Annotated in this window: 16 protein-coding genes; 11 read left to right on the top strand and 5 right to left on the bottom strand. The window is 50.5% G+C overall.

Annotated elements, in window-relative coordinates:
* Positions 1 to 78 precede the first annotated feature (78 nt).
* Positions 79 to 294 carry a hypothetical protein gene (locus AC1VOR_RS20235; RefSeq protein ID WP_482620507.1) on the bottom strand — a complete coding sequence of 72 codons (216 nt, stop codon included), beginning with the start codon at positions 292 to 294 and terminating at the stop codon, positions 79 to 81.
* Between the two features lie 122 nt (positions 295 to 416).
* Between AC1VOR_RS20235 and msrA the strand changes: the two genes are divergently transcribed.
* Positions 417 to 932 carry a peptide-methionine (S)-S-oxide reductase MsrA gene (gene msrA, locus AC1VOR_RS20230; protein WP_482620517.1) on the top strand — a complete coding sequence of 172 codons (516 nt, stop codon included), beginning with the start codon at positions 417 to 419 and terminating at the stop codon, positions 930 to 932.
* 78 nt (positions 933 to 1,010) lie between these two features.
* Positions 1,011 to 2,594 carry a peptide chain release factor 3 gene (locus AC1VOR_RS20225; RefSeq protein WP_482620505.1) on the top strand — a complete coding sequence of 528 codons (1,584 nt, stop codon included), beginning with the start codon at positions 1,011 to 1,013 and terminating at the stop codon, positions 2,592 to 2,594.
* A 96-nt stretch (positions 2,595 to 2,690) separates the two neighbouring features.
* On the opposite strand, the gene sspI is transcribed toward AC1VOR_RS20225, so the two are convergent.
* Entirely contained in the window at positions 2,691 to 2,927 is a 237-nt protein-coding gene (gene sspI, locus AC1VOR_RS20220) for a small acid-soluble spore protein SspI (protein WP_059049413.1), read from the bottom strand.
* 127 nt (positions 2,928 to 3,054) lie between these two features.
* Here sspI and AC1VOR_RS20215 point away from each other — a divergent pair, with 127 nt between their 5' ends.
* Genes AC1VOR_RS20215 through AC1VOR_RS20205 form a run of 3 tightly spaced genes read left to right on the top strand, consistent with a single transcriptional unit; the run spans position 3,055 to position 6,827 of the window.
* The gene (locus tag AC1VOR_RS20215) at positions 3,055 to 3,729 is read left to right on the top strand and encodes a potassium channel family protein (protein WP_059049414.1); all 675 of its coding nucleotides are present in this window, start codon (positions 3,055 to 3,057) and stop codon (positions 3,727 to 3,729) included.
* Positions 3,730 to 3,766: 37 nt separating this feature from the next.
* Complete coding sequence (locus AC1VOR_RS20210; RefSeq protein WP_482620503.1) at positions 3,767 to 4,567, top strand: TrmH family RNA methyltransferase; 801 nt, start codon at positions 3,767 to 3,769, stop codon at positions 4,565 to 4,567.
* Positions 4,568 to 4,625: 58 nt separating this feature from the next.
* Complete coding sequence (locus AC1VOR_RS20205) at positions 4,626 to 6,827, top strand: ATP-dependent helicase (protein ID WP_482620501.1); 2,202 nt, start codon at positions 4,626 to 4,628, stop codon at positions 6,825 to 6,827.
* 64 nt (positions 6,828 to 6,891) lie between these two features.
* On the opposite strand, the gene AC1VOR_RS20200 is transcribed toward AC1VOR_RS20205, so the two are convergent.
* Entirely contained in the window at positions 6,892 to 7,527 is a 636-nt protein-coding gene (locus AC1VOR_RS20200; RefSeq protein WP_482620500.1) for a nitroreductase family protein, read from the bottom strand.
* 315 nt (positions 7,528 to 7,842) lie between these two features.
* Here AC1VOR_RS20200 and AC1VOR_RS20195 point away from each other — a divergent pair, with 315 nt between their 5' ends.
* Positions 7,843 to 9,141 carry a DUF1963 domain-containing protein gene (locus tag AC1VOR_RS20195; RefSeq protein ID WP_482620498.1) on the top strand — a complete coding sequence of 433 codons (1,299 nt, stop codon included), beginning with the start codon at positions 7,843 to 7,845 and terminating at the stop codon, positions 9,139 to 9,141.
* 7 nt (positions 9,142 to 9,148) lie between these two features.
* On the opposite strand, the gene AC1VOR_RS20190 is transcribed toward AC1VOR_RS20195, so the two are convergent.
* Both AC1VOR_RS20190 and AC1VOR_RS20185 read right to left on the bottom strand, forming a co-directional pair.
* Complete coding sequence (locus tag AC1VOR_RS20190) at positions 9,149 to 10,756, bottom strand: response regulator (protein WP_482620496.1); 1,608 nt, start codon at positions 10,754 to 10,756, stop codon at positions 9,149 to 9,151.
* A 10-nt stretch (positions 10,757 to 10,766) separates the two neighbouring features.
* Positions 10,767 to 12,545, bottom strand: coding sequence for a sensor histidine kinase (locus AC1VOR_RS20185; RefSeq protein WP_482620495.1), 1,779 nt, complete (start codon positions 12,543 to 12,545; stop codon positions 10,767 to 10,769).
* A 269-nt stretch (positions 12,546 to 12,814) separates the two neighbouring features.
* Here AC1VOR_RS20185 and AC1VOR_RS20180 point away from each other — a divergent pair, with 269 nt between their 5' ends.
* The 5 genes from AC1VOR_RS20180 (at position 12,815) to AC1VOR_RS20160 (ending at position 19,081) form a co-directional block, all read left to right on the top strand.
* The gene (locus AC1VOR_RS20180; protein WP_482620493.1) at positions 12,815 to 14,155 is read left to right on the top strand and encodes an ABC transporter substrate-binding protein; all 1,341 of its coding nucleotides are present in this window, start codon (positions 12,815 to 12,817) and stop codon (positions 14,153 to 14,155) included.
* Between the two features lie 76 nt (positions 14,156 to 14,231).
* Positions 14,232 to 15,170 (top strand): carbohydrate ABC transporter permease, encoded by a 939-nt coding sequence (locus tag AC1VOR_RS20175; protein WP_482620491.1) that lies wholly within the window; start codon positions 14,232 to 14,234, stop codon positions 15,168 to 15,170.
* A gap of 12 nt (positions 15,171 to 15,182) precedes the next feature.
* Positions 15,183 to 16,028, top strand: a complete 846-nt coding sequence (locus AC1VOR_RS20170; protein WP_482620489.1) for a carbohydrate ABC transporter permease — start codon at positions 15,183 to 15,185, stop codon at positions 16,026 to 16,028.
* A gap of 2 nt (positions 16,029 to 16,030) precedes the next feature.
* Positions 16,031 to 17,866, top strand: a complete 1,836-nt coding sequence (locus tag AC1VOR_RS20165) for a hypothetical protein (RefSeq protein ID WP_482620488.1) — start codon at positions 16,031 to 16,033, stop codon at positions 17,864 to 17,866.
* A gap of 78 nt (positions 17,867 to 17,944) precedes the next feature.
* Positions 17,945 to 19,081: a glycoside hydrolase family 88 protein gene (locus tag AC1VOR_RS20160; protein WP_482620486.1), complete on the top strand. Its 1,137-nt coding sequence runs from the start codon at positions 17,945 to 17,947 to the stop codon at positions 19,079 to 19,081.
* The last annotated feature ends 4 nt before the right edge of the window (positions 19,082 to 19,085 follow it).

Here is a 19,085-nt window from a genome sequence, read left to right as displayed (position 1 = left end):
TCCTCCAGCTAATTGTTTATGATGGCGAAAGAACCCGGTTTTAGATGGATGATTTCCCGCTAATCTGCGGCTAATCGGCTAATCTGGGTGAACCACATTTAGGCTGACTAACGACCTGCTGATGACGACCGCACCCGTGCCATGAACAGCAGAACCCAAGCTTTGCACGGCAAAACTCATGTTATGAATAGTAATAACTTTGCTATGACGGGCACCATTCGTGCTATGAACAGCAACAACCATGCTAATGAAATACTGCTCCGAGGGATACTCGGATTTTTTTGCTTTGTGCATGGCGGGGAGCTTGTCGTTCCCAAAAGGTAGCTGTTTGACGTAGAACTGTTACCTGCCGAATGCTTTACTTAGAACTGTTGTTTTAGTCAGATAGAGAAAGGAAAGTGGTATAGATGGGACATATGCAGAAGGCGACTTTTGCAGGCGGATGTTTCTGGTGCATGGTGACGCCCTTTGAGGAATTGCCGGGCATTGGGGGCATCGTATCTGGATACAGTGGGGGAACGAAGGACAACCCTACTTATGAAGAGGTGAAGACAGGTACGACGGGACACTATGAGGTGGTGCAGATTACGTTCGATCCCGAGATTTTTCCGTACGAGAGATTGCTTGAGCTGTATTGGCCGCAGATTGATCCGACGGATGCAGAAGGGCAGTTTCAGGATCGAGGGCCGCAATACAGAACGGCTATCTTCTACCACAATGAGCAGCAACGGGAGCTTGCACTGGCCTCCAGGCAGGAGTTAGAGAATAGTGGGCGGTTCGACAAGCCGGTGGTTACGGAGATTTTGCCAGCGGTGACCTTTTATGAGGCAGAGGAATACCACCAGGATTATCACAAGAAGAACTCGAAACATTACAAGGAAGACCGGGAGCAGTCGGGACGGGATGAATTTATCCGCGAAAACTGGAAATGACGAATTGGCGCTGCGTAGAACAGGTCAAAATATGTTACAATAGAGGCTGTGACTTTGTGAATCGAGAGGAACGTGAGCATGAGTAAAGGATTGGACCAAGTGCTGCAGCAGGAAGTCGACAAACGCCGCACGTTTGCTATCATTTCCCACCCGGATGCCGGGAAAACGACGTTGACCGAGAAGCTGCTGCTGTTCGGGGGCGCGATTCGTCTGGCCGGTTCGGTCAAGGCGCGGAAAGCAAGCAAGCACGCAACTAGCGACTGGATGGAGATTGAGAAGCAACGGGGGATTTCCGTAACTTCTTCTGTCATGCAGTTTGATTATAACGGACACCGGGTGAACATTCTGGATACCCCGGGTCACCAGGATTTCAGTGAGGATACCTACCGTACGCTGACGGCGGCCGATAGTGCCGTCATGCTGATTGACGTAGCCAAAGGCGTGGAAGCACAGACGATTAAGCTGTTTCAGGTGTGTGCCAAGCGTGGTATTCCGATTTTCACCTTCATTAACAAGCTAGACCGGGAAGGGCGGTCTCCGTTTGACTTGATGGAGGAGATTGAGCAAGTGCTAGGCATTCGCTCGGTACCTATGAACTGGCCAATTGGCATGGGCCGCGAGTTGTCGGGCGTCTATGACCGGATGAAGAACCAGGTGGAGTTATTTCAAGGCGATGATCATGACAAGATCCAGGTCCAGAAGGTAGATAACTACCAGGACCCGGTTATTCGTGAAATGGCGGGGGAATATCTCCATGATCAACTATGTCAGGACCTGGAGTTGCTGGACGTAGCGGGTGATCCGTTTGACCTGGAGAAGGTGAAGCGCGGGGAGTTGACCCCGGTGTTCTTCGGCAGTGCTGTGAACAACTTTGGCGTGCAGACGTTCCTGGACAATTTCCTGCAGCTTGCTCCCAAGCCGGAGCCGCGGCATAGCACTCAAGGTACGGTAGAACCAACTCATGAGAAGTTCACGGGCTATGTGTTCAAAATCCAGGCCAATATGAACCCGGCGCATCGGGATCGGATTGCTTTCCTGCGTATCGTATCGGGCAAGTTCGAACGGGGGATGTCCGTTAGACACATACGAGCTGGCAAAGATATCAAGCTCGCTCAGCCGCAACAGTTCTTGGCACAGGATCGCGATATCGTGACAGAGGCTTATCCAGGAGATATTATCGGGCTGTTTGACCCGGGCATTTTCCGTATCGGGGATTCGCTCAGCCAAGGTGGGGAAGTGGTATTTGATGAACTGCCAACGTTCTCCCCGGAGATCTTCGCCAAGGTGACGGTCAAAAATGCGTTGAAGCATAAGCAATATCAAAAAGGGATTGATCAACTGACCGAAGAGGGCACGATTCAGGTGTTCACAACGGTGGGCTTTGAGGATACGCTCCTGGGCGTGGTAGGTCAACTCCAATTCGAGGTATTTGAGTACCGGATGAAGGGCGAGTACGGCGTAGATGTACAGTTGCAGCGGATGCCGTTCCAGTTCGCTCGCTGGATTGTGGCGGAGAAGGTTGATCCTTCCAAGTTCCGCGTTAACTCAACGCTGGTGAAGGACAAGAAAGGCAACTACGTGGCCTTGTTCGAGAATGAATATGCCATGCGGACGGCAATGGAGAAAAATCCGGACGCCAAGTTCATGGAGACTGCACCCTAAGATGGATCGCTGCCTTGCATAAGCCAAAAGGCAGTAAGCCTCCCTGTAGCCGATTTACGGTCGGTTACGGGGAGGCTTTGCCTTTGCGGGCTTGTTCTATTTCAATGGTTTGAGATCGATACGATCCATTTGTTGCTTAAGGACGGACAGGAGCTCGTTCTGCTTGGAGGCATCAAGATGCTTCCAAATCACCTCAAATACAACTCCAAGCCCCGGAAGCGCAGCCTCTTGTGCATCGATGGATCCTTCGATCATATCGCGCAAGCCTTGCTCATCCTGGCCGTGTACCTTATGCATGATCGCTTGACGCAAATCGAGTGTAATGGATGGCACGTAAATTCCCTCCTTGAAATGTGACTTGCCCAATTGTAATGTACCCTTTCTGTCCCCGGAAAATTCAAGTTTCCCAGCGATTGTGATATACTAAACCGGATGAAATTTGCTATCGGGTGGTGAAATCATGGCGCGTGCAGCAAAAAAACAGTTTGCTGTCATCGGCATGGGCCGGTTTGGATTAAGCGTGGCAACCGCGCTTAGCAATATGGGCTTTGATGTGCTTGCAATTGATTCGGACGAGCATCGCACGCAGGAGGTCGTCAATTTGGTGACACATGCGGTCTCGGCGGATTCAACGGATGAGGATGCGCTTCGCGCCTTGGGTATCCGTAATTTTGACGTGGTGGTCGTAGCGATCGGTGAGGATATTCAAGCGAGTATCTTGACGACATTGATCTTGAAAGATTTGGGCGGACCTTTGATCGTTGTGAAGGCGCAAAGTGAGCTGCATGGCAAGGTATTGCAAAAGATTGGAGCGGACAAGGTCGTGTTCCCGGAACGGGATATGGGGCTGCGGGTGGCGCATCATTTGACCTCGCCGAACATTCTGGATTACATTGAATTGTCCGAAGAATACAGCATCGTGGAGATGAGTGTGCCACGGGCAATGGTGGGCAAGAATCTGAAAGAGCTTGATATCCGGGCACGATATGGCTGCAATGTCATGGCGATTAAACGTGATACCAAGATGAATATTTCACCGGCAGCGACGGATCGTCTGACAGAGGAAGACGTGCTGGTTATCGTCGGGGAGAAGAATGATTTAACCAAGCTGGAACTGGCTTATGCCAAGGGCTAAGCCAAAATTCCAAATGAGATAGAAGGATGGGCCGGGTATGGATATATTGTCTCCACAGAACCCTCGCGTCAAGGAATGGGCCGGGCTGCTTGAGAAGAAGAACCGGGACAAGCAGGAAAAATATGTGATCGAGGGCATTCACCTCGTTCAAGAAGCATTGCGGGCGCAGGCGGACATCGAATGCGTCTGCTATGACGTGGAGCGCGGCATTCCGCAGGAGCTGCGCGAGGTGGCCTCGGCGGGTCTGGACATCCAGTGGACTGGTGTCTCGGCCGCCGTGATTGCGAAGTGCAGCGATACGAAGTCGCCGCAGCCGGTGTTTGCGGTCCTGCGCAAGGATCGCAGGACGGCAGAAGCGCTCCTGGGCAAGGAGCGCAGCCTGGTGGTTGTGCTCGACGGCGTGCAGGACCCCGGCAACGTCGGCACCATTATCCGCAGCGCCGACGCGGTCGGTGCGGACGGGGTGATCGTCGGCGCAGGCTGCGCCGACGTATACGGGCCCAAGGTGCTGCGCGCCACCATGGGCTCGGGGTTCCATTTGCCGGTGGTCCACGGCAATCTGGCGGAGCTGCTCCCGCAGGCGAAGCAGCGGGGCATCCGGCTGGCGGGCACCAGCCTGCAGGCGGCGGCGAATTGCTATGCCTATGACTTTACACAGCCGGTGTGGCTGCTGTTCGGCAGCGAAGGCAGCGGTCTGAGCCCGGAGGTGCGGGACCTGATGGACGACGGTCTTATCATTCCGATGCGGGGTCAGGCCGAATCCCTGAACGTGGCAATGGCTGCGTCTGTCTTGCTGTATGAGGCGATGCGGCAGCGGCATTACAAAGGGCTTATTTAAGAGTTCTACCGATACTTGGTTTATTAAGAAGCTATAGCGTTCTGGAGCGTGTTACTAGATGAAGGTACAAGATCACTATTTGGAACGAAAGCGGCTGGAGACGGGGCTGGAGCTTAATGAGGCACAAAGGCAAGCCGTGGAGCATACTGAAGGCCCTTTGCTCCTGCTGGCTTCCCCAGGCTCGGGCAAGACGACAACGATCATGATGCGCATTGGCTATCTGATTGAGGTAAAGGGTATTCAGCCTTCAAGGATCAAGGCGGTCACATTTAGCCGGGCCTCGGCCACGGATATGAAGGAGCGGTTTCAGCGGCTTTTTCCCAATTTACAGCCCGTCGACTTTTCCACTATACATAGTCTGGCCTTCGAAGTGATGAGAGAGCATTTTCGCCGTACAGGGACGGCTTATCGTATTATTGAGGGAGAAGCCCCTCCGGAGGACATGTCAGGGCTGGAGAATGAAGCGTCATGGATGCTCCATAAGAAAATGCTGTTAAGGAACCTGTTCAAATCCATCACTGGCGAGAATATCACCGATGACCAGATGGATGAATTGACGACTTATATTAGCTATATCAAGAATAAAATGCTTCCTGCAGAGAAGTGGGCTACGGTTAAAACAAACGTTCCGAACGCTGAGCGGGTGCTACAGGAATATGAGCGAGTGAAGAGAACAAGCCACTTGGGGCGGCTGATTGATTATGACGATATGCTAATCATTGGGCATGAAGCTCTGGAAGCTGATCCGCAGCTTCTACGTAAATATCAGGACCGCTATGATTATGTATTAACAGACGAAAGTCAGGACACCTCCTTGGTCCAGCATGCGATCCTGGAGAAGCTGGTCCAGCGGCACAGCAACCTGTGCGTGGTGGCTGATGATGACCAGAGCTTGTATAGTTGGCGAGGGGCTGAGCCGGCTTATCTCTTGAATTTTAAACAAGCCTACCCTTCGGCGCTTACTTTATTCATGGAGCATAATTATCGTTCCTCGAAGGAGATTGTCGAGACGGCGAATCAGTTCATTCAACGCAATTCTAACCGTTATCCCAAGCAGATGTTTACTCATAATCCGCCAGAGCAGCCGATCCGGTTCAAGAGCTTGACGGATTACAAGGAGCAGGCCAAATATCTGGTACGACAAATGCAGCAGGTGAATGATCTGGGCGAAGCAGCAGTGCTGTACCGCAACAATTCCTCGGCTATTAGTTTGATGAACGAGTTTGATCGGGTGGGTATCCCTTTTTATATGAAGGATGCAGATCATCGCTTCTTCTCCCATTGGGTAGTTGAGGATGTTCTTAATTTTATGCGTATGAGCTTTACCGATAAGCGAGCAGATATATTGGAGAAAATCCATTTGAAATTGGGCGGATACATTAGCAAACAGCAGATGGCGGCGTTGAAGGAGATCCACAATGAGGAGTCTGTCTTCGATAATCTAATCACCCATGTGCCATTGCAGGATTACCAAATCAAGCCGTTACGGGATGGGAAGGAAACTTTCCAGCAAATGAAGGGCATGCCTCCGCTCCAGGCCATTCGTGTCATTCGGACTCGGCTTGGTTATGAGAAAGCTCTGGAGAAGAGTTGTGAACGTATGGGATTCCGTAAGGAACACCTGCTGGGCATCCTCAATACGTTGGAGGACATTGCCGCCGGACTTGAGACCATGGAGGATTTTGCTAACCGGCTTCAGTATTTGAAAGCCTTGGCGAAGACAGCCCGTTCCAGAAGAGGAACATCTGTAGTTACCTTCTCCACGATGCATAGCTCAAAGGGATTGGAGTTTGACCAGGTATACATGATTGATCTTGTGAATGGTGTGATCCCCTCCACGGAGGACGCTGCAAGTGCTGAGCTTATGGAAGAGGCAACCCGATTATTTTATGTAGGCATGACCCGAGCCAGGAGCCATTTGGAGCTTATTAGTTATCGTTCCCGGGATGGCGAGGAGGCGGGGGAATCGCCCTTTGTCACTGCCGTGAAAAATATAGTTCACCCAGACACGCAGCATGGAGAACAAGCAAATAAGTCGGTTCAACAGACGAAGGTGCCTGCAATTATAAATCCTAACGCTATTCGCTCCCAGGCACAGCTTGTGGAAGGGGACTGGGTACAGCACAATACTTATGGCCATGGTACGATTATACGAGTAAATGAAGAGCGCGTGCATATAAGGTTCGACTCGGGCGAAAAAGCTTTGTCCACATCCATTTGTTTGGATAAGGGGCTGTTAGAGCCAGCTTCACCCAATTAAAAAACCAGCCAACGATGATGTTGGCTGGTTTTTCATATTCATTTAGAACACTACGTATATCTGTTTATTTCCACTGGGCAACAGCTTCAATTGGCAGTCTGACGGAGTTGTAGCCTGCATCAACGGCTTTACCGATGGATACCAGCATGACAGGGAGGTAACGCTCTTGATCCAGGCCAAGGCTTGCGGCAATATTCTCTTTGTCATAGCCACCAATCGGATTTGTATCGTAGCCGTGAGCCCGGGCTACCAGCATCAGTTGCATCGCGACCAGACCGCCATCAATCAGAACCATATGTTTGTTCACGTCAGAGCTTATACTTGCATAGTAGCTTTTCAGCGCAGGAAGCTGTCTTTCGAACACTTCTTGCGGCATGTAGCCCAGCTCCACCGCCTTACCGTAAATAGTTTCGGCATTGTCAATGCTCTTCAAGTCGCCGAAGACAGCAATGACTGCGGAAGAGGTCGTAACTTGCTGCTGGTTAAAGCTAACCAATGGAGCCAAAGCAGCTTTGGCTTCCGGACTTTCGATAACAACGAAACGCCAAGGCTGCATATTACCGGACGAAGGAGCGGTAGTGGCTTCCTTCAATATCTCTGTCATTTCCTCTTTGCTGATTTTAACTTCCGTATCGTAAGAACGTATAGAGCGGCGTCCTGTCATAATTTCATAAAAATCGTTGGTTTTGATATAGCTCATGGTTTCTCTCTCCTTTTTATTTAGGTTGCACGCGGTCCAGATTATGAGATAGAAGGACTGATCCTGGCACAACGTTCAAACTTGGGACTGAGCTTCTTGGTGATTTGCTGGAACTGGTCAAAGACGTTAAGAGTTTGTTCTTCTTCAAAGGCCAGGAGTATCACCTTCTTATCTGTAGCTCGGATAATTCATCTCTTAATCATTGACGGGTCAATAATGGACCTGTCAATCAATATAACGGATTTCTTGGCAAATAACAAGTGCTGCGTAATAATAGATAATATACCCAGTTCGAGTTATTAGGAGATGAATGAGATGACTGAGCGTATTCCGTGTCAGACCGAGGGGTGCAAGGCGACTATACTGCCAGCAACAGCGGCCAAGACCGGGGGCATTTGCATGCCTTGCCATCAGGAGAAGGAACGTCAGGCATACCAGGAGTATATTGAGAAGAATCGCCGGGACGTTAACTTGTTCGCAGATATGACTGATCCGGTGGAGATTTTGCAGACCATGTACGAACCAAGGGAGCATGACCCATTAATTCGATATATTCCGTATCCCAAAACAGCGGATGAAATCTATCTCTCGTTACAGGAGAGCGAACTGAGCAGGATGGTACGCTACGGCGTGGAAAGGCTGAAATCCGAGGATGAGGATACTGGCATCGATATTTTGCTGTCCTTGGTTTGTTATCGGGGAGTGAAGCTGGAGGACGAGGTGCTGGAACTGGTATCCCGCTTGGAGTATTTCCCGGGCGTGTTGTTCAAGGGGGCTTCCAGCCGGATACGTGATCATTTACTGGAGGGAATTACCCATGACCAAGACCGTAGGCAGGCTTTGCTGCTGGCATGGGTCTGGATTGATGATGCAGCCGTAGTAGAGCAACTCCAGCAGTGGCGGCTTCATCCACCAGTCTGGGCGGAAGAATTGCATATTCCTGCCGAGGATTTTGCGCTGGAGGCTGGCTGGGAGCTGACGGATGAGGGTGAACGGCGTTGGTTATTTCTGAAGGATAGTTACCAGATCGTACCGCTGGAGCAGGTAGGGACTGAGGAGGCTAGTCTTTCAAATTATGAAGAAAAATTCTTAGTTCATAGTGAACACACCTGTCCATGGTGTCAGGGATCTTTGACCACCTTAATGAGCGTTAGCGCGCATCATCCTGCCGTGCAGCATCTGTCCTATCCTGGGGAGACGATTACGATTGAGACCTGTGTGAATTGCTCTTGCTATGGTGTAGTGTATATGGAACCTGATGAACAGGGGAATGTGCAGTGGAGCTCCTATAATCAGCGGCCTGATTATTTGCCGGATTCCGAGCCGGGGGAATCACGCAGCGAAGACAAGTTCCCGGCGTTTCGGCTGGCGACTACTGCGCGCCATGGCTGGCATGCGGCCAGTTGGATGCTGGAGCCTGCTGCTTCCCAGCTTGGCGGACATCCAACCTGGATTCAGGATACCGATTACCCACTCTGTCCTTGCTGCCACAAGCGCATGATGAACTTGGGACAGATTGACTGGGCGGAGGTCGAGCTTTACGGAGAGGGTAATTATTATATGTTCCTTTGTCCTCAAGACCGTATTACGGCTACAAATTTTCAGCAGACCTAGGGTGCCCTCAGGTGCTCTCCAGTCTCTGCATATATTCTCGGGGAGAGACGCCTTCGATCTTCTTGAACACTTTGCTGAAGTAAAAGGCGCTCTCATACCCCAGCTTCTGTGATATTTCGTAAATTCTCCCCTCCCCGCGCTGCATCATTTCTTTGGCTGCGGTTATTTTGGCTTCCGTTACGTATTCTACAAAGTTAACCTTGGCTGTTTTCGAGAACAAATGGCTCAAATAGTTGGGGCTAAAGTTAAACATGTCGGCCACCTGATTCAGGGACAGCTTGCGATCCAGGTTGGTATGAATATAGTCCTGTACATTCCGCACCACCTGCTGCTTGTAGCTATGGCGCTTGGAAGAGAGGAGACTGCAGCAGCCGTCCCGGAACTGGATCAGCCAGTGAATTACGCCCTGAATCGTATGCTTCTGGTAGATAGACCGGTAGCCTTCAGGCTCATTTGCAAAGATTTGCTCTAACATATTGTCTCCATCTGCGAGCAAAGAGGTTGCCATATATAGCAAATTGCAGGCCGCATCTGTTACGGCAATATTCCATTCATCCTGCTGTTCCAGACTGAGGATGAGCCCGGAGATTAAGGTATCCAAGGCTTGAGTATCCATTTCCTCAAAGGCCCGGCGTATCTCTGAGCGGGAGAACAAATCCTCCAATGAGGAGATTTCGTTCTCGCTCCTGCCGCTCTCATATAAGTTGAAGCCTTGAACGTTAGCGGCCTCTCGCAGTGCTTTTCTTGCTGCCAAGTAACTCTCGCGCAGGAGGTAGGGGTCAGTTACGGCTCCACCAATTCCACCCACGATATTTACATTGAAGTAATTGTCCAGAAGGGTGGCCATATCCTGAAGCTGCCTTGTGACCTTCTGTTGCCACGCCTTATCCTCAGTGTTGAGGATCGGAAGGGTGATGGCGAAGTGACGCAAGTCCAAGCTGATGATGTAGCTTTCACCTGTCGCAGATAAAGTATCTTTGGCCATTTGCACGGTGCTTGAGCATAGCGCCACTAGCTTGTCGCCTCGGGGAGGTACACTCTCCGGTCCGTTAATGCGGCAGACGCAGACCACATAGGCCGGGGCGTCCAGCTTGAGCTCAAGATCCTCCCGTTGCAGTCGATATTGGTCCTGGCTTTCAAATAAATGATTGAATAAACGGATAAAGAATTTGTCCCGTAAGCCTTGCAGATTGCTGCGATAGAGAAGTTGGGGATGCAGTTCAGCCTGTGCAAGATCATCCAGGGTCGCCATGGCCTTATGAATGGATTCTTCCAGCATAGCCTGCGTTAATTCCAGCTTGATCAAATAATTGATGGCCTGCACCTCAAGAGCCTGACGGGCATATTCGAATTCCTCATAGCTCGTCAGGAAGATGAACAAGGGGAGTCGGCCCTGTTTTTCCCGGATAGAGCTTGCTACTTGCAGACCAGTTTTGATCGGCATTTTGATATCAATGATGACAATATCCGGGCGAAGAGTATCAATCATCTCTTCTGCTTGAGCTCCGTTATGAGCGGTTCCCACGATCTCTATTCCATATTGTTCCCACTTTAGCATCGATTGGAGGCCGATGCAGACCAATGCTTCATCATCAGCAATTAATAGTCTTGCCAAGCTGCTCACCTCACTTTTGCTCTTCACGATTTGGAATTAATAGCTTCATCCTGGTGTACGCGCCGGGGGAACTCTCAATGGATAGGCCATATCGATGTCCGAAGGTAAGCATTAGTCGTTCATTGACGCTGCGAATGCCCACATTTTGCTGGAGCGGATTAGCATCTGGTGGTTGTGGTGAGAGAATGCTGGTGATTTGCTCCTGGGTTAAGCCTACTCCGTTATCCTCAATGGTTATAGCCACTTCCCGAACTCCTTCCCGTTTGATTCGTATCATAATGTGACCTTGGCCCTTAGGTTCAATGCCGTGGAAAATGGCGTTCTCCAGTAGCGGCTGTAAGGTAAACCGTGGAATGAGACAGGACAATATCTCGTCGTCTTCAAGATGCTGTTCCATGGTAATATGACTGCCATATCGGTATTTCTGGATCAGAAAATAATCGTCCAGCAAGCTTAATTCGTCCCGCAGGGCCACAAGCCTTCGCGGGTCTTTGGCGATGCTTCGCAGCAGCCGTGACAAGGAGGTTGTCATTTCCGCAATGCCTGTAGCGTTCTGAATGGTAGCCATCCATTTGATGGAATTCAGCGTGTTGTACAGGAAATGGGGATTGATTTGATTTTGCAGCATCCGGTACTCCAAGTCCTGTCTTTGCTTCTCATCCGCCAGCCGGGTCTCCAGTAAGGCTACGATATCCTGAGATAGTCGATTAATACCTCGACCAATATCTCCTAGCTCGCTGTTCCATTCAATATTGCGGTCAACCAGAAAATTGCCCTGGGCAATCTTGTCAATGCGCTTCTTTAATTTCTCCACCGGCAGGCTGATCGTTCGGGTCAGGTAATAAGTAATGATGGCGCTCAGCACGATAACCAGCAGAACGACTCCCACCACGAGCATCAACCAGATATTAAACTGAGGAACAAATTCCTTCTCGGATAAGGTCTGTGAGAGCGTAATCCCCTCCCGGATCGGATAAGATACCGCCATTTGCCGCGCCTCCCCATCCGTTTCAAGGAGGGAGACATGGGTAAGGGCTCCGGTAGCCCCTTCACTTCTATATTCGGATATGCGGTAGTCGGTAGGAGCGGGCACAATCTGTCCTCCGTGGATCACATATTGCCGTTGACCTAACGTGAGCAGAAGCTGCGAGTTGGCAGGCAGTGCATAACCCTTCAACTTATCGGTGATGACCGAGGTATTAGCTAGCAGATATACGGTACCAATACGGGCAGACCCTTCTCCGTAAATGGGCAGCACAAAGGGAAGTGTACTCGTATTTGAGAGAGGGTCCTTTAGTACCTGCTCCCATTGCTCATTGGCCGTTTCTGTTAAGCCAGGAAGCGTACGCAGATTATGAATAGTCAGCGGAAGAGAGGTGCTTCCCAAGTTATCTACCTGAAAAAATTTATCCAGGTGGTCCGTGACGATCAGTCGCCGTACATAATTATTGGCACGGTTGGCGCGGAAATCCTCCTGCATAGAGGAGAAGACCTCCACCGCATCCATAGAGCTCGGCTCGGGTGCTGCAAAATATTTGGCCAACAGGGTGTTGGTAGATGAATTCGTACTGGAGGTCATAGCCAGCAAAGACAGGTTAAGCAGGTCTTGTTCGATAATATGGGATACCAATTGCAGGTTGAATTCGGTAGCTTGAATGGCAGTTTTGCGCTGAAAATAGGTAATTAACTCGTAACTGACATAAGACATTAGCGTCGTCACGAGTAGGGCAAAGGCGGTCATGAGCAGGATAATACGGCTTTTGATTGATGATTTTCTGATGGGTGCCACCTCTTCCACAATGTAGAAGCGCTTTCATTAATTATATACCAAGCTGGTAGGGAGTTTGGCAATGATGAACAGGAAGTTCAGGTCCAGAAACCAACAATATTGCATGAAAAACACACAATTTTGCAGGTTGTTTATATTGAAAGCGCAAACAAAACAAAAAAGTGAAGGTTTCGTGCTGATAAATGTATGCCCTTTCATTTTGATATCCATTACGATAAAAATAGATTAGCGAATCAAGAAACTGGATATTACAGGGAAGGGGTTAAGCAATGAAAAGAAATAAAATCATCGGTATGGCTTTGGCCGTGGTACTGGCCTTGGGAACATTAGCGGGATGTGGCGGGACGAATGGAGGCAGCGCAAATTCCGGGGGCTCTACTCCGGCAGAGAACAACACGGCTGGTGCGGACGGCAATACTCAGGCTCCCGTTACCTTGAAGTGGGCTTTGTGGGATTGGGAGGCGACGGCTTATAATCAGCCGCTGATTGATGCTTATCGGGAAGCCAATCCCCATGTCACTATCGAGTATGTAGATTTGGGTTCCACCGACTATATGACCATGCTCAGCACCCAGTTATCCGGCGGGGCGGATCTGGATATTCTCACCATCAAGGATATCCCGGGTTATGCCAACCTGGTTAAGCAAAACCACCTGGAACCCTTAAAGAACTTCATTCAGGAGCAGAGCATTGATGCTTCCAAGTATGGCGGGACGGTGGAGCAAATTCTGGTGGGCGACGAATTGTATGCGCTTCCTTTTCGCAGTGATTTCTGGCTGATTTACTACAACAAGGACTTATTTGATAAGGCAGGGGTGACGTACCCCACCAATGATATGACGTTGGAGCAGTACGATGAGCTGGCCCGGAAGATGACCTCGGGCAGTGGGGCGGAGAAGGTCTATGGAGCGCATTATCATACGTGGCGTAGTGCAGTTCAATTGTTTGGCATTCTGGACGGCAAGCAGACAATTCTTGATGGGAAGTACGAATTCCTGAAGCCGACTTACGAAAGAATCCTCAAGCAGCAGGAAGACGGAATCGTCATGGATTACGCTACATTGAAGACCTCCAGTACGCATTATTCCGGTGTCTTCTATAATAGCTCGGTCGCTATGATGAATATGGGCAGTTGGTTCATTGCTACGCAGATTGAGAAGGTCAAGAGTGGAGAATCCCAGGCTACCAATTGGGGCATCGTGAAGTATCCGCATCCTGAAGGCGTTGAGCCAGGGACCACATTGGGGACGATTACCTCACTAGCTGTGAACCAAAAATCAAAGAACAAGGAGCAGGCGCTGGATTTCCTGAAATTTGTTACAGGTGAAGAAGGGGCAGCGGTAATCGCTTCGACCGGCACCATTCCGGCGATTAAGACCGATGAAGTAATCAATTCCATCTCTTCCATCGATGGCTTCCCGGCGGATGATCCTAGCAAAGAGGCGTTGATTACGGCCAAGACTTATCTGGAAATGCCGATGCATGAGAAAAGTGCCGATATCGAAGTCATTCTGAACGAGGTGCATGATGGTATCATGACCAAGAATACTGACATCGACAAGGGCTTGGAGGATATGGGAAAACGGGTACAGCAGATTCTGAACAATTAGGCCAGCAAGGGCTACAAAGGGCGGGCTTACCCCGCCCTTTTGTTTGTGACCGCTTGAGAGGCTGGGAGGGGAACACATGCAAAATGAAATCAGGATAGGTACGGAGCAAGTACACAAGGCGGGGAAGTATCGAACGCTAAAGGATCACCTCATTGCCTATAGCTTCATTGCACCAAACTTTATCGGATTCGCTCTATTCACTCTGGTTCCTATGATTTTTGCCTTCGTACTCGCTTTCGTCAAATGGGATGGCGCTAACCCGATGGAATTCACCGGACTGCATAATTTCATCAGACTTGTCCAAGACACGACCTTTCACAAGGCCTTGTGGAATACCGTGGTTTACACGATAGGGGTAGTTCCACTGACAATGGCTTGCGCGCTGGGGTTAGCTATTTTGCTGAATCAGAAGGTATTCGGGCGCAATACGATGAGGACCATCTTCTTCTTCCCCTATGTGGCGTCGCTGGTCGCGGTCGCTGCGGTATGGAATTTTATTTTCAGTCCAACGATGGGGCCCGTTAATCATATTCTGCATGCGATAACCGGAGTTCCGCTGGAGGAGCTTCCGCGTTGGGCGGCGGATAAGGACTGGGCGATGTTTACGGTTGTATTGTTTACGGTCTGGAAGAACATGGGCTACTATATGGTCATTTATTTGGCAGGTTTGCAAGGGGTCAACCCCGAGCTATACGAGGCTGCGGAGCTGGATGGAGCTAATGCCTGGAAGAGATTCCGCAATGTCACCATTCCACAACTTGCGCCAACCACCTTCTTTGTTCTGATGATTCTGGTCATTAATTCCTTTAAGGTCTATGACATCTTTATCAATTTGTTCGCCGGGGCGGATAATCAATTAAATGATGCGACAAGAGTGTTGGTTTACCAAATTTACAATACTGCGTTCCGCTCGCTGGATTACGGCTATGCCAGCGCGATGGCGATTGTGCTGTTCCTGCTGGTGCTAGGCGTGACAATCGTTCAATTCCGGGGCGAGAAGAAGTATGGACAATAGGGGGAAGCAGACATGGTAGAATCATCATCAAAAAAAATGGTCAAAACCGGCATGCTGGTTCTGGCTTACATTTTATTGGCCGTAGTCGTCTTGTGTATGCTTGTTCCTTATATCTGGATGCTGTCTTCCTCCCTCAAGCTGAATAAGGATGTCTTTACGTTCCCTATGCAATGGATTCCGCAGCAACCTCGCTGGGAGAATTACGTGGATATATGGACAAAAATCCCGCTCGGCACATTCATCTACAACACGGCGAAGCTGTCGGTTATCGTCACTGTGCTACAGCTTCTGACCTCCAGCTTTGCCGCCTATGCCTTCTCCAAGCTGCAATTCAAGGGGAAGAACATTCTGTTTCTCGGCTACATCGCCACGATCGCCATTCCATGGCAGGCCTATATGGTGCCGCAGTTCATCATGATGCGTTCCCTGGGATTAAATAACACGCATCTGGCGATTATTTTGCTGCAAGCCTTCTCCGCATTTGGGGTATTCCTGATGCGCCAGTTCTATCAAGGCATTCCAAATGAACTGTGTGAGGCCGCTCGCATCGACGGACTTAGTGAATATGGCATTTGGGGCAAAATCATGCTTCCGCTGTCCAAACCAGCGTTGTCCACGCTCACCATCTTCACCTTTGTAACTACCTGGAACGACTTCCTTGGGCCGATGATTTATTTGACCAAGACGGAACTGAAGACGATTCAAATCGGGCTGCGTATGTTCATCTCGCAGTATTCGGCAGAGTATGGCCTAATTATGGCGGCAAGTGTGATATCCATCATTCCCGTGCTAATTGTGTTCCTCTTGCTGCAAAAATACTTCGTCCAGGGCGTTGCCTCTTCGGGCATTAAAGGCTGAGTATGGATCCATTGAACCGTATTGTGCAGGGAATGCCGGCGGCCGGACTGGAGTTGTATTATCCCCTAGGAGATGGGGAGAGCTTCTGGCGCAAGGCGCGGAGCAGCATGGCTTATACGGCGGATATGGCTGAGCTTCATGCTGAGGCCAAGCGGTTGCTGGATGCTCCGGCATTGCCATTAACCTATTCATTGTTTACCGAGTTTCATGACAGTGGCTATCGCTTGAACTACGAACGAGTGTACTTTGAGAAGCGTAGGCGGCTAAATACCTTTGCTCTCTTGGTATTACTGGAACCGGAGGAGGAGCATTACAGGCAAGCGTTGCTGGAGGCCATTTGGGAGATATGCAGTGAACTGACCTGGTGTCTGCCAGCGCATGTTGGTCAAGACCAGAGTCTGGACAAGGCTATTGATTTGTTCTCTGCGGAGACAGGCTTTACATTGGCCGAGCTTCGTATGCTGCTGGGTGATCAACTTCCCCCTCTCCTGCGGGCGGTGATTGCCGAGCAGGTGGAGAGGCGGTTGTTTGCCCCATTTCTGGAGAATGGCCCTTACGACTGGGAGGAAGCCGAGCATAATTGGTCCGCGGTATGTGCCGGGTCCATCGGCTCTGCCGCGTTGCTGCTGCTGAATGAAGGGGAAGAGCTTGAAAGGCTGGAAGCGATTTTGCAACGGACGCAGCGTGCGATGGGCTTCTACTTGCGTGGATTTGGTGAGGACGGGGCCTGTCTGGAAGGGCTGGATTACTGGAATTATGGTTTTGGCTATTTTATTTACTATGCTGATTTGTTACGTGGAAGAAGCGGCGGGGCACTGGATTGGTTCCGTGTGAAGAAGGTAGGCCAAATTGCCAGATTTCCACAAAAGTGCTGGCTTGGCGGCAAAGCCGTGGTCAACTTCTCGGATGCACTACCTTATACAAACGTTCACATCGGCTTGTCCAGCTATCTTGCCGGGAGAGTCCCGGGGGTGGAACGATGTCCACTGGACAGACGTGAAGACTTTCGGGCAGATCCTTGCAGCCGCTGGGCCCCTGCCTTGCGTAATTTGATTTGGCGTGGCTGCATGGACAGCGATATGGCAGAGGGGAATTCAGGGGACGAGGTGCTGGAGGATGCAGGCTGGTTGATCTCCAGAAGCCTGTCGGAGCATGGACTGTTTGGCTTTGCGGCCAAGGGCGGGCATAATGATGAGCCCCATAATCATAATGATTTGGGGCATTTCATGGTGACAGGTGAGGGCGTCTTCTATTTGTGCGACCTGGGATGCGGCGAATATACAAAGGATTACTTCGGCGAGGGACGGTATGACTATGCTTGCAATGGATCACAGGGGCATTCCGTTCCAATCATAAATGGGCAGTTCCAGCTTCCCGGCCCTGCTCACACTGCAACGATCTTGGAGACCACCTGCACCGCTACCGGCAGTAATATGACCGTAGAATTGTCCAAGTCGTATGCCTGCGAAGGGTTGGAATCGCTGATGAGAAGCTGGTCCTGGCATAAGTCGCCTTGGCCCAAGCTTGCGGTACGGGATGTGTACTGCTTTACGGAAGCGCCCAAGCGGCTGACCGAGCGATTCGTCACCTGGCTCCGACCGGAGCAGGCTGAAGAGCCAAGAGTTCTGCTTCTGATTTCTGATGATGCGCCGGGAATAGGATTGGAAGTGCATTTTGATCCTCAAAGACTTGAATTCGAAATGACAGAGCAGGTCTATCGCAATCATGACGGGGTAGATACCGTTTGGTATGCGCTGGACTTTCATGTGGTTCAACCCCAATTGGCAATAAAGCTAGAGTTTGAGTTCAAATTTGTAGCTGGATTGGCAGCTACATGAGTTGAACTAAAGAATAGGCATAACAAGCATGTTCAACTTATATACGCAGCCCAACAGATAAAGGAGGAATGAAAGCATATGGCGGATATACCGGTATGGGTCAACGATGCCTGGAGCAGATCATTAAGCAAAACAATTGGCAATGCGGGTCGGATTGGAGCAAACTTTCCCCATGCGGGGAATAACGGGCGGTACCACTTAGCAGAGCCGAAATGGTGGACGGCCGGATTTTGGCCCGGATTGCTGTGGCTATTGTATAACGAGAGCGGCCATGAGGAATTCAGGCAAATCGCCGAGCAATGTGAAGCCAAGCTAGACGAGGTGCTGAATACTTATGTAGGGCTGGATCATGATATTGGCTTCATGTGGACGCTGACAAGTGTGGCTAACCATAAGCTGAACGGTGGGGAAGCATCACGGATCAGAGCGCTTAAGGCGGCCAATTATTTGGCGGCCCGTTTCAATGTGAAGGGGCGATATATCCGTGCCTGGAATCCGTGGAAGGAAGGGGAGCGCAATGAGGGGATTGCGATCATTGACTGTTGCATGAATATGCCGCTTCTCTTCTGGGCGTCCCGGACGAGCGGGGACCCCCGCTACGCTCATATTGCTGAAGCTCATTTGGATACGGTCGTGGAGCATTTCGTGCGCGAGGATGGCTCCGTCTATCACATCGTACAGTTCGATCCGCAGACTGGTGAGGGGATTGGTGGCTTGGGCGGACAGGGATATGCTGCGGAATCAGCCTGGTCCAGGGGAGCGGCTTGGGCCATGTATGGGCTGGCTTTGGCTTATCATCATACTGGCAAGCTGTCCTATCTATCTTCCGCGCAGCGGGTGGCTCATTTCTTCTTAAGCCGTCTGCCCGAAGATCACGTCCCCGCCTGGGATTTCCGCGCTCCTGAAGAACTTCGCGGGTTGCGGGACACGTCTGCCGGCTCTTGCGCAGCCAGCGGCCTGCTCTTTCTGGCTGAGAAGCTGGGACTGGAGAGTGCTGATGGTGCGGTATATCATGCCGCAGGAGAACGGATATTGAGAGCGCTCTTTGAACAGTACGGGGCTTGGGATAATCCCGATGAAGAAGGGCTGCTGCTGCATGGCACCAGCAATTATCCGGAAGGTACCAATGTAGATGTCCCGCTTATTTACGGGGACTACTTCTTTGTCGAGGGATTGGCACGCTTGAAGAAGGGTGGTCCGTTTTATTGGGATTAGAGAG

Source organism: Paenibacillus sp. 1SOY10, assembly GCF_056836745.1.
This window is presented reverse-complemented; position numbering and strand designations above follow the sequence as displayed.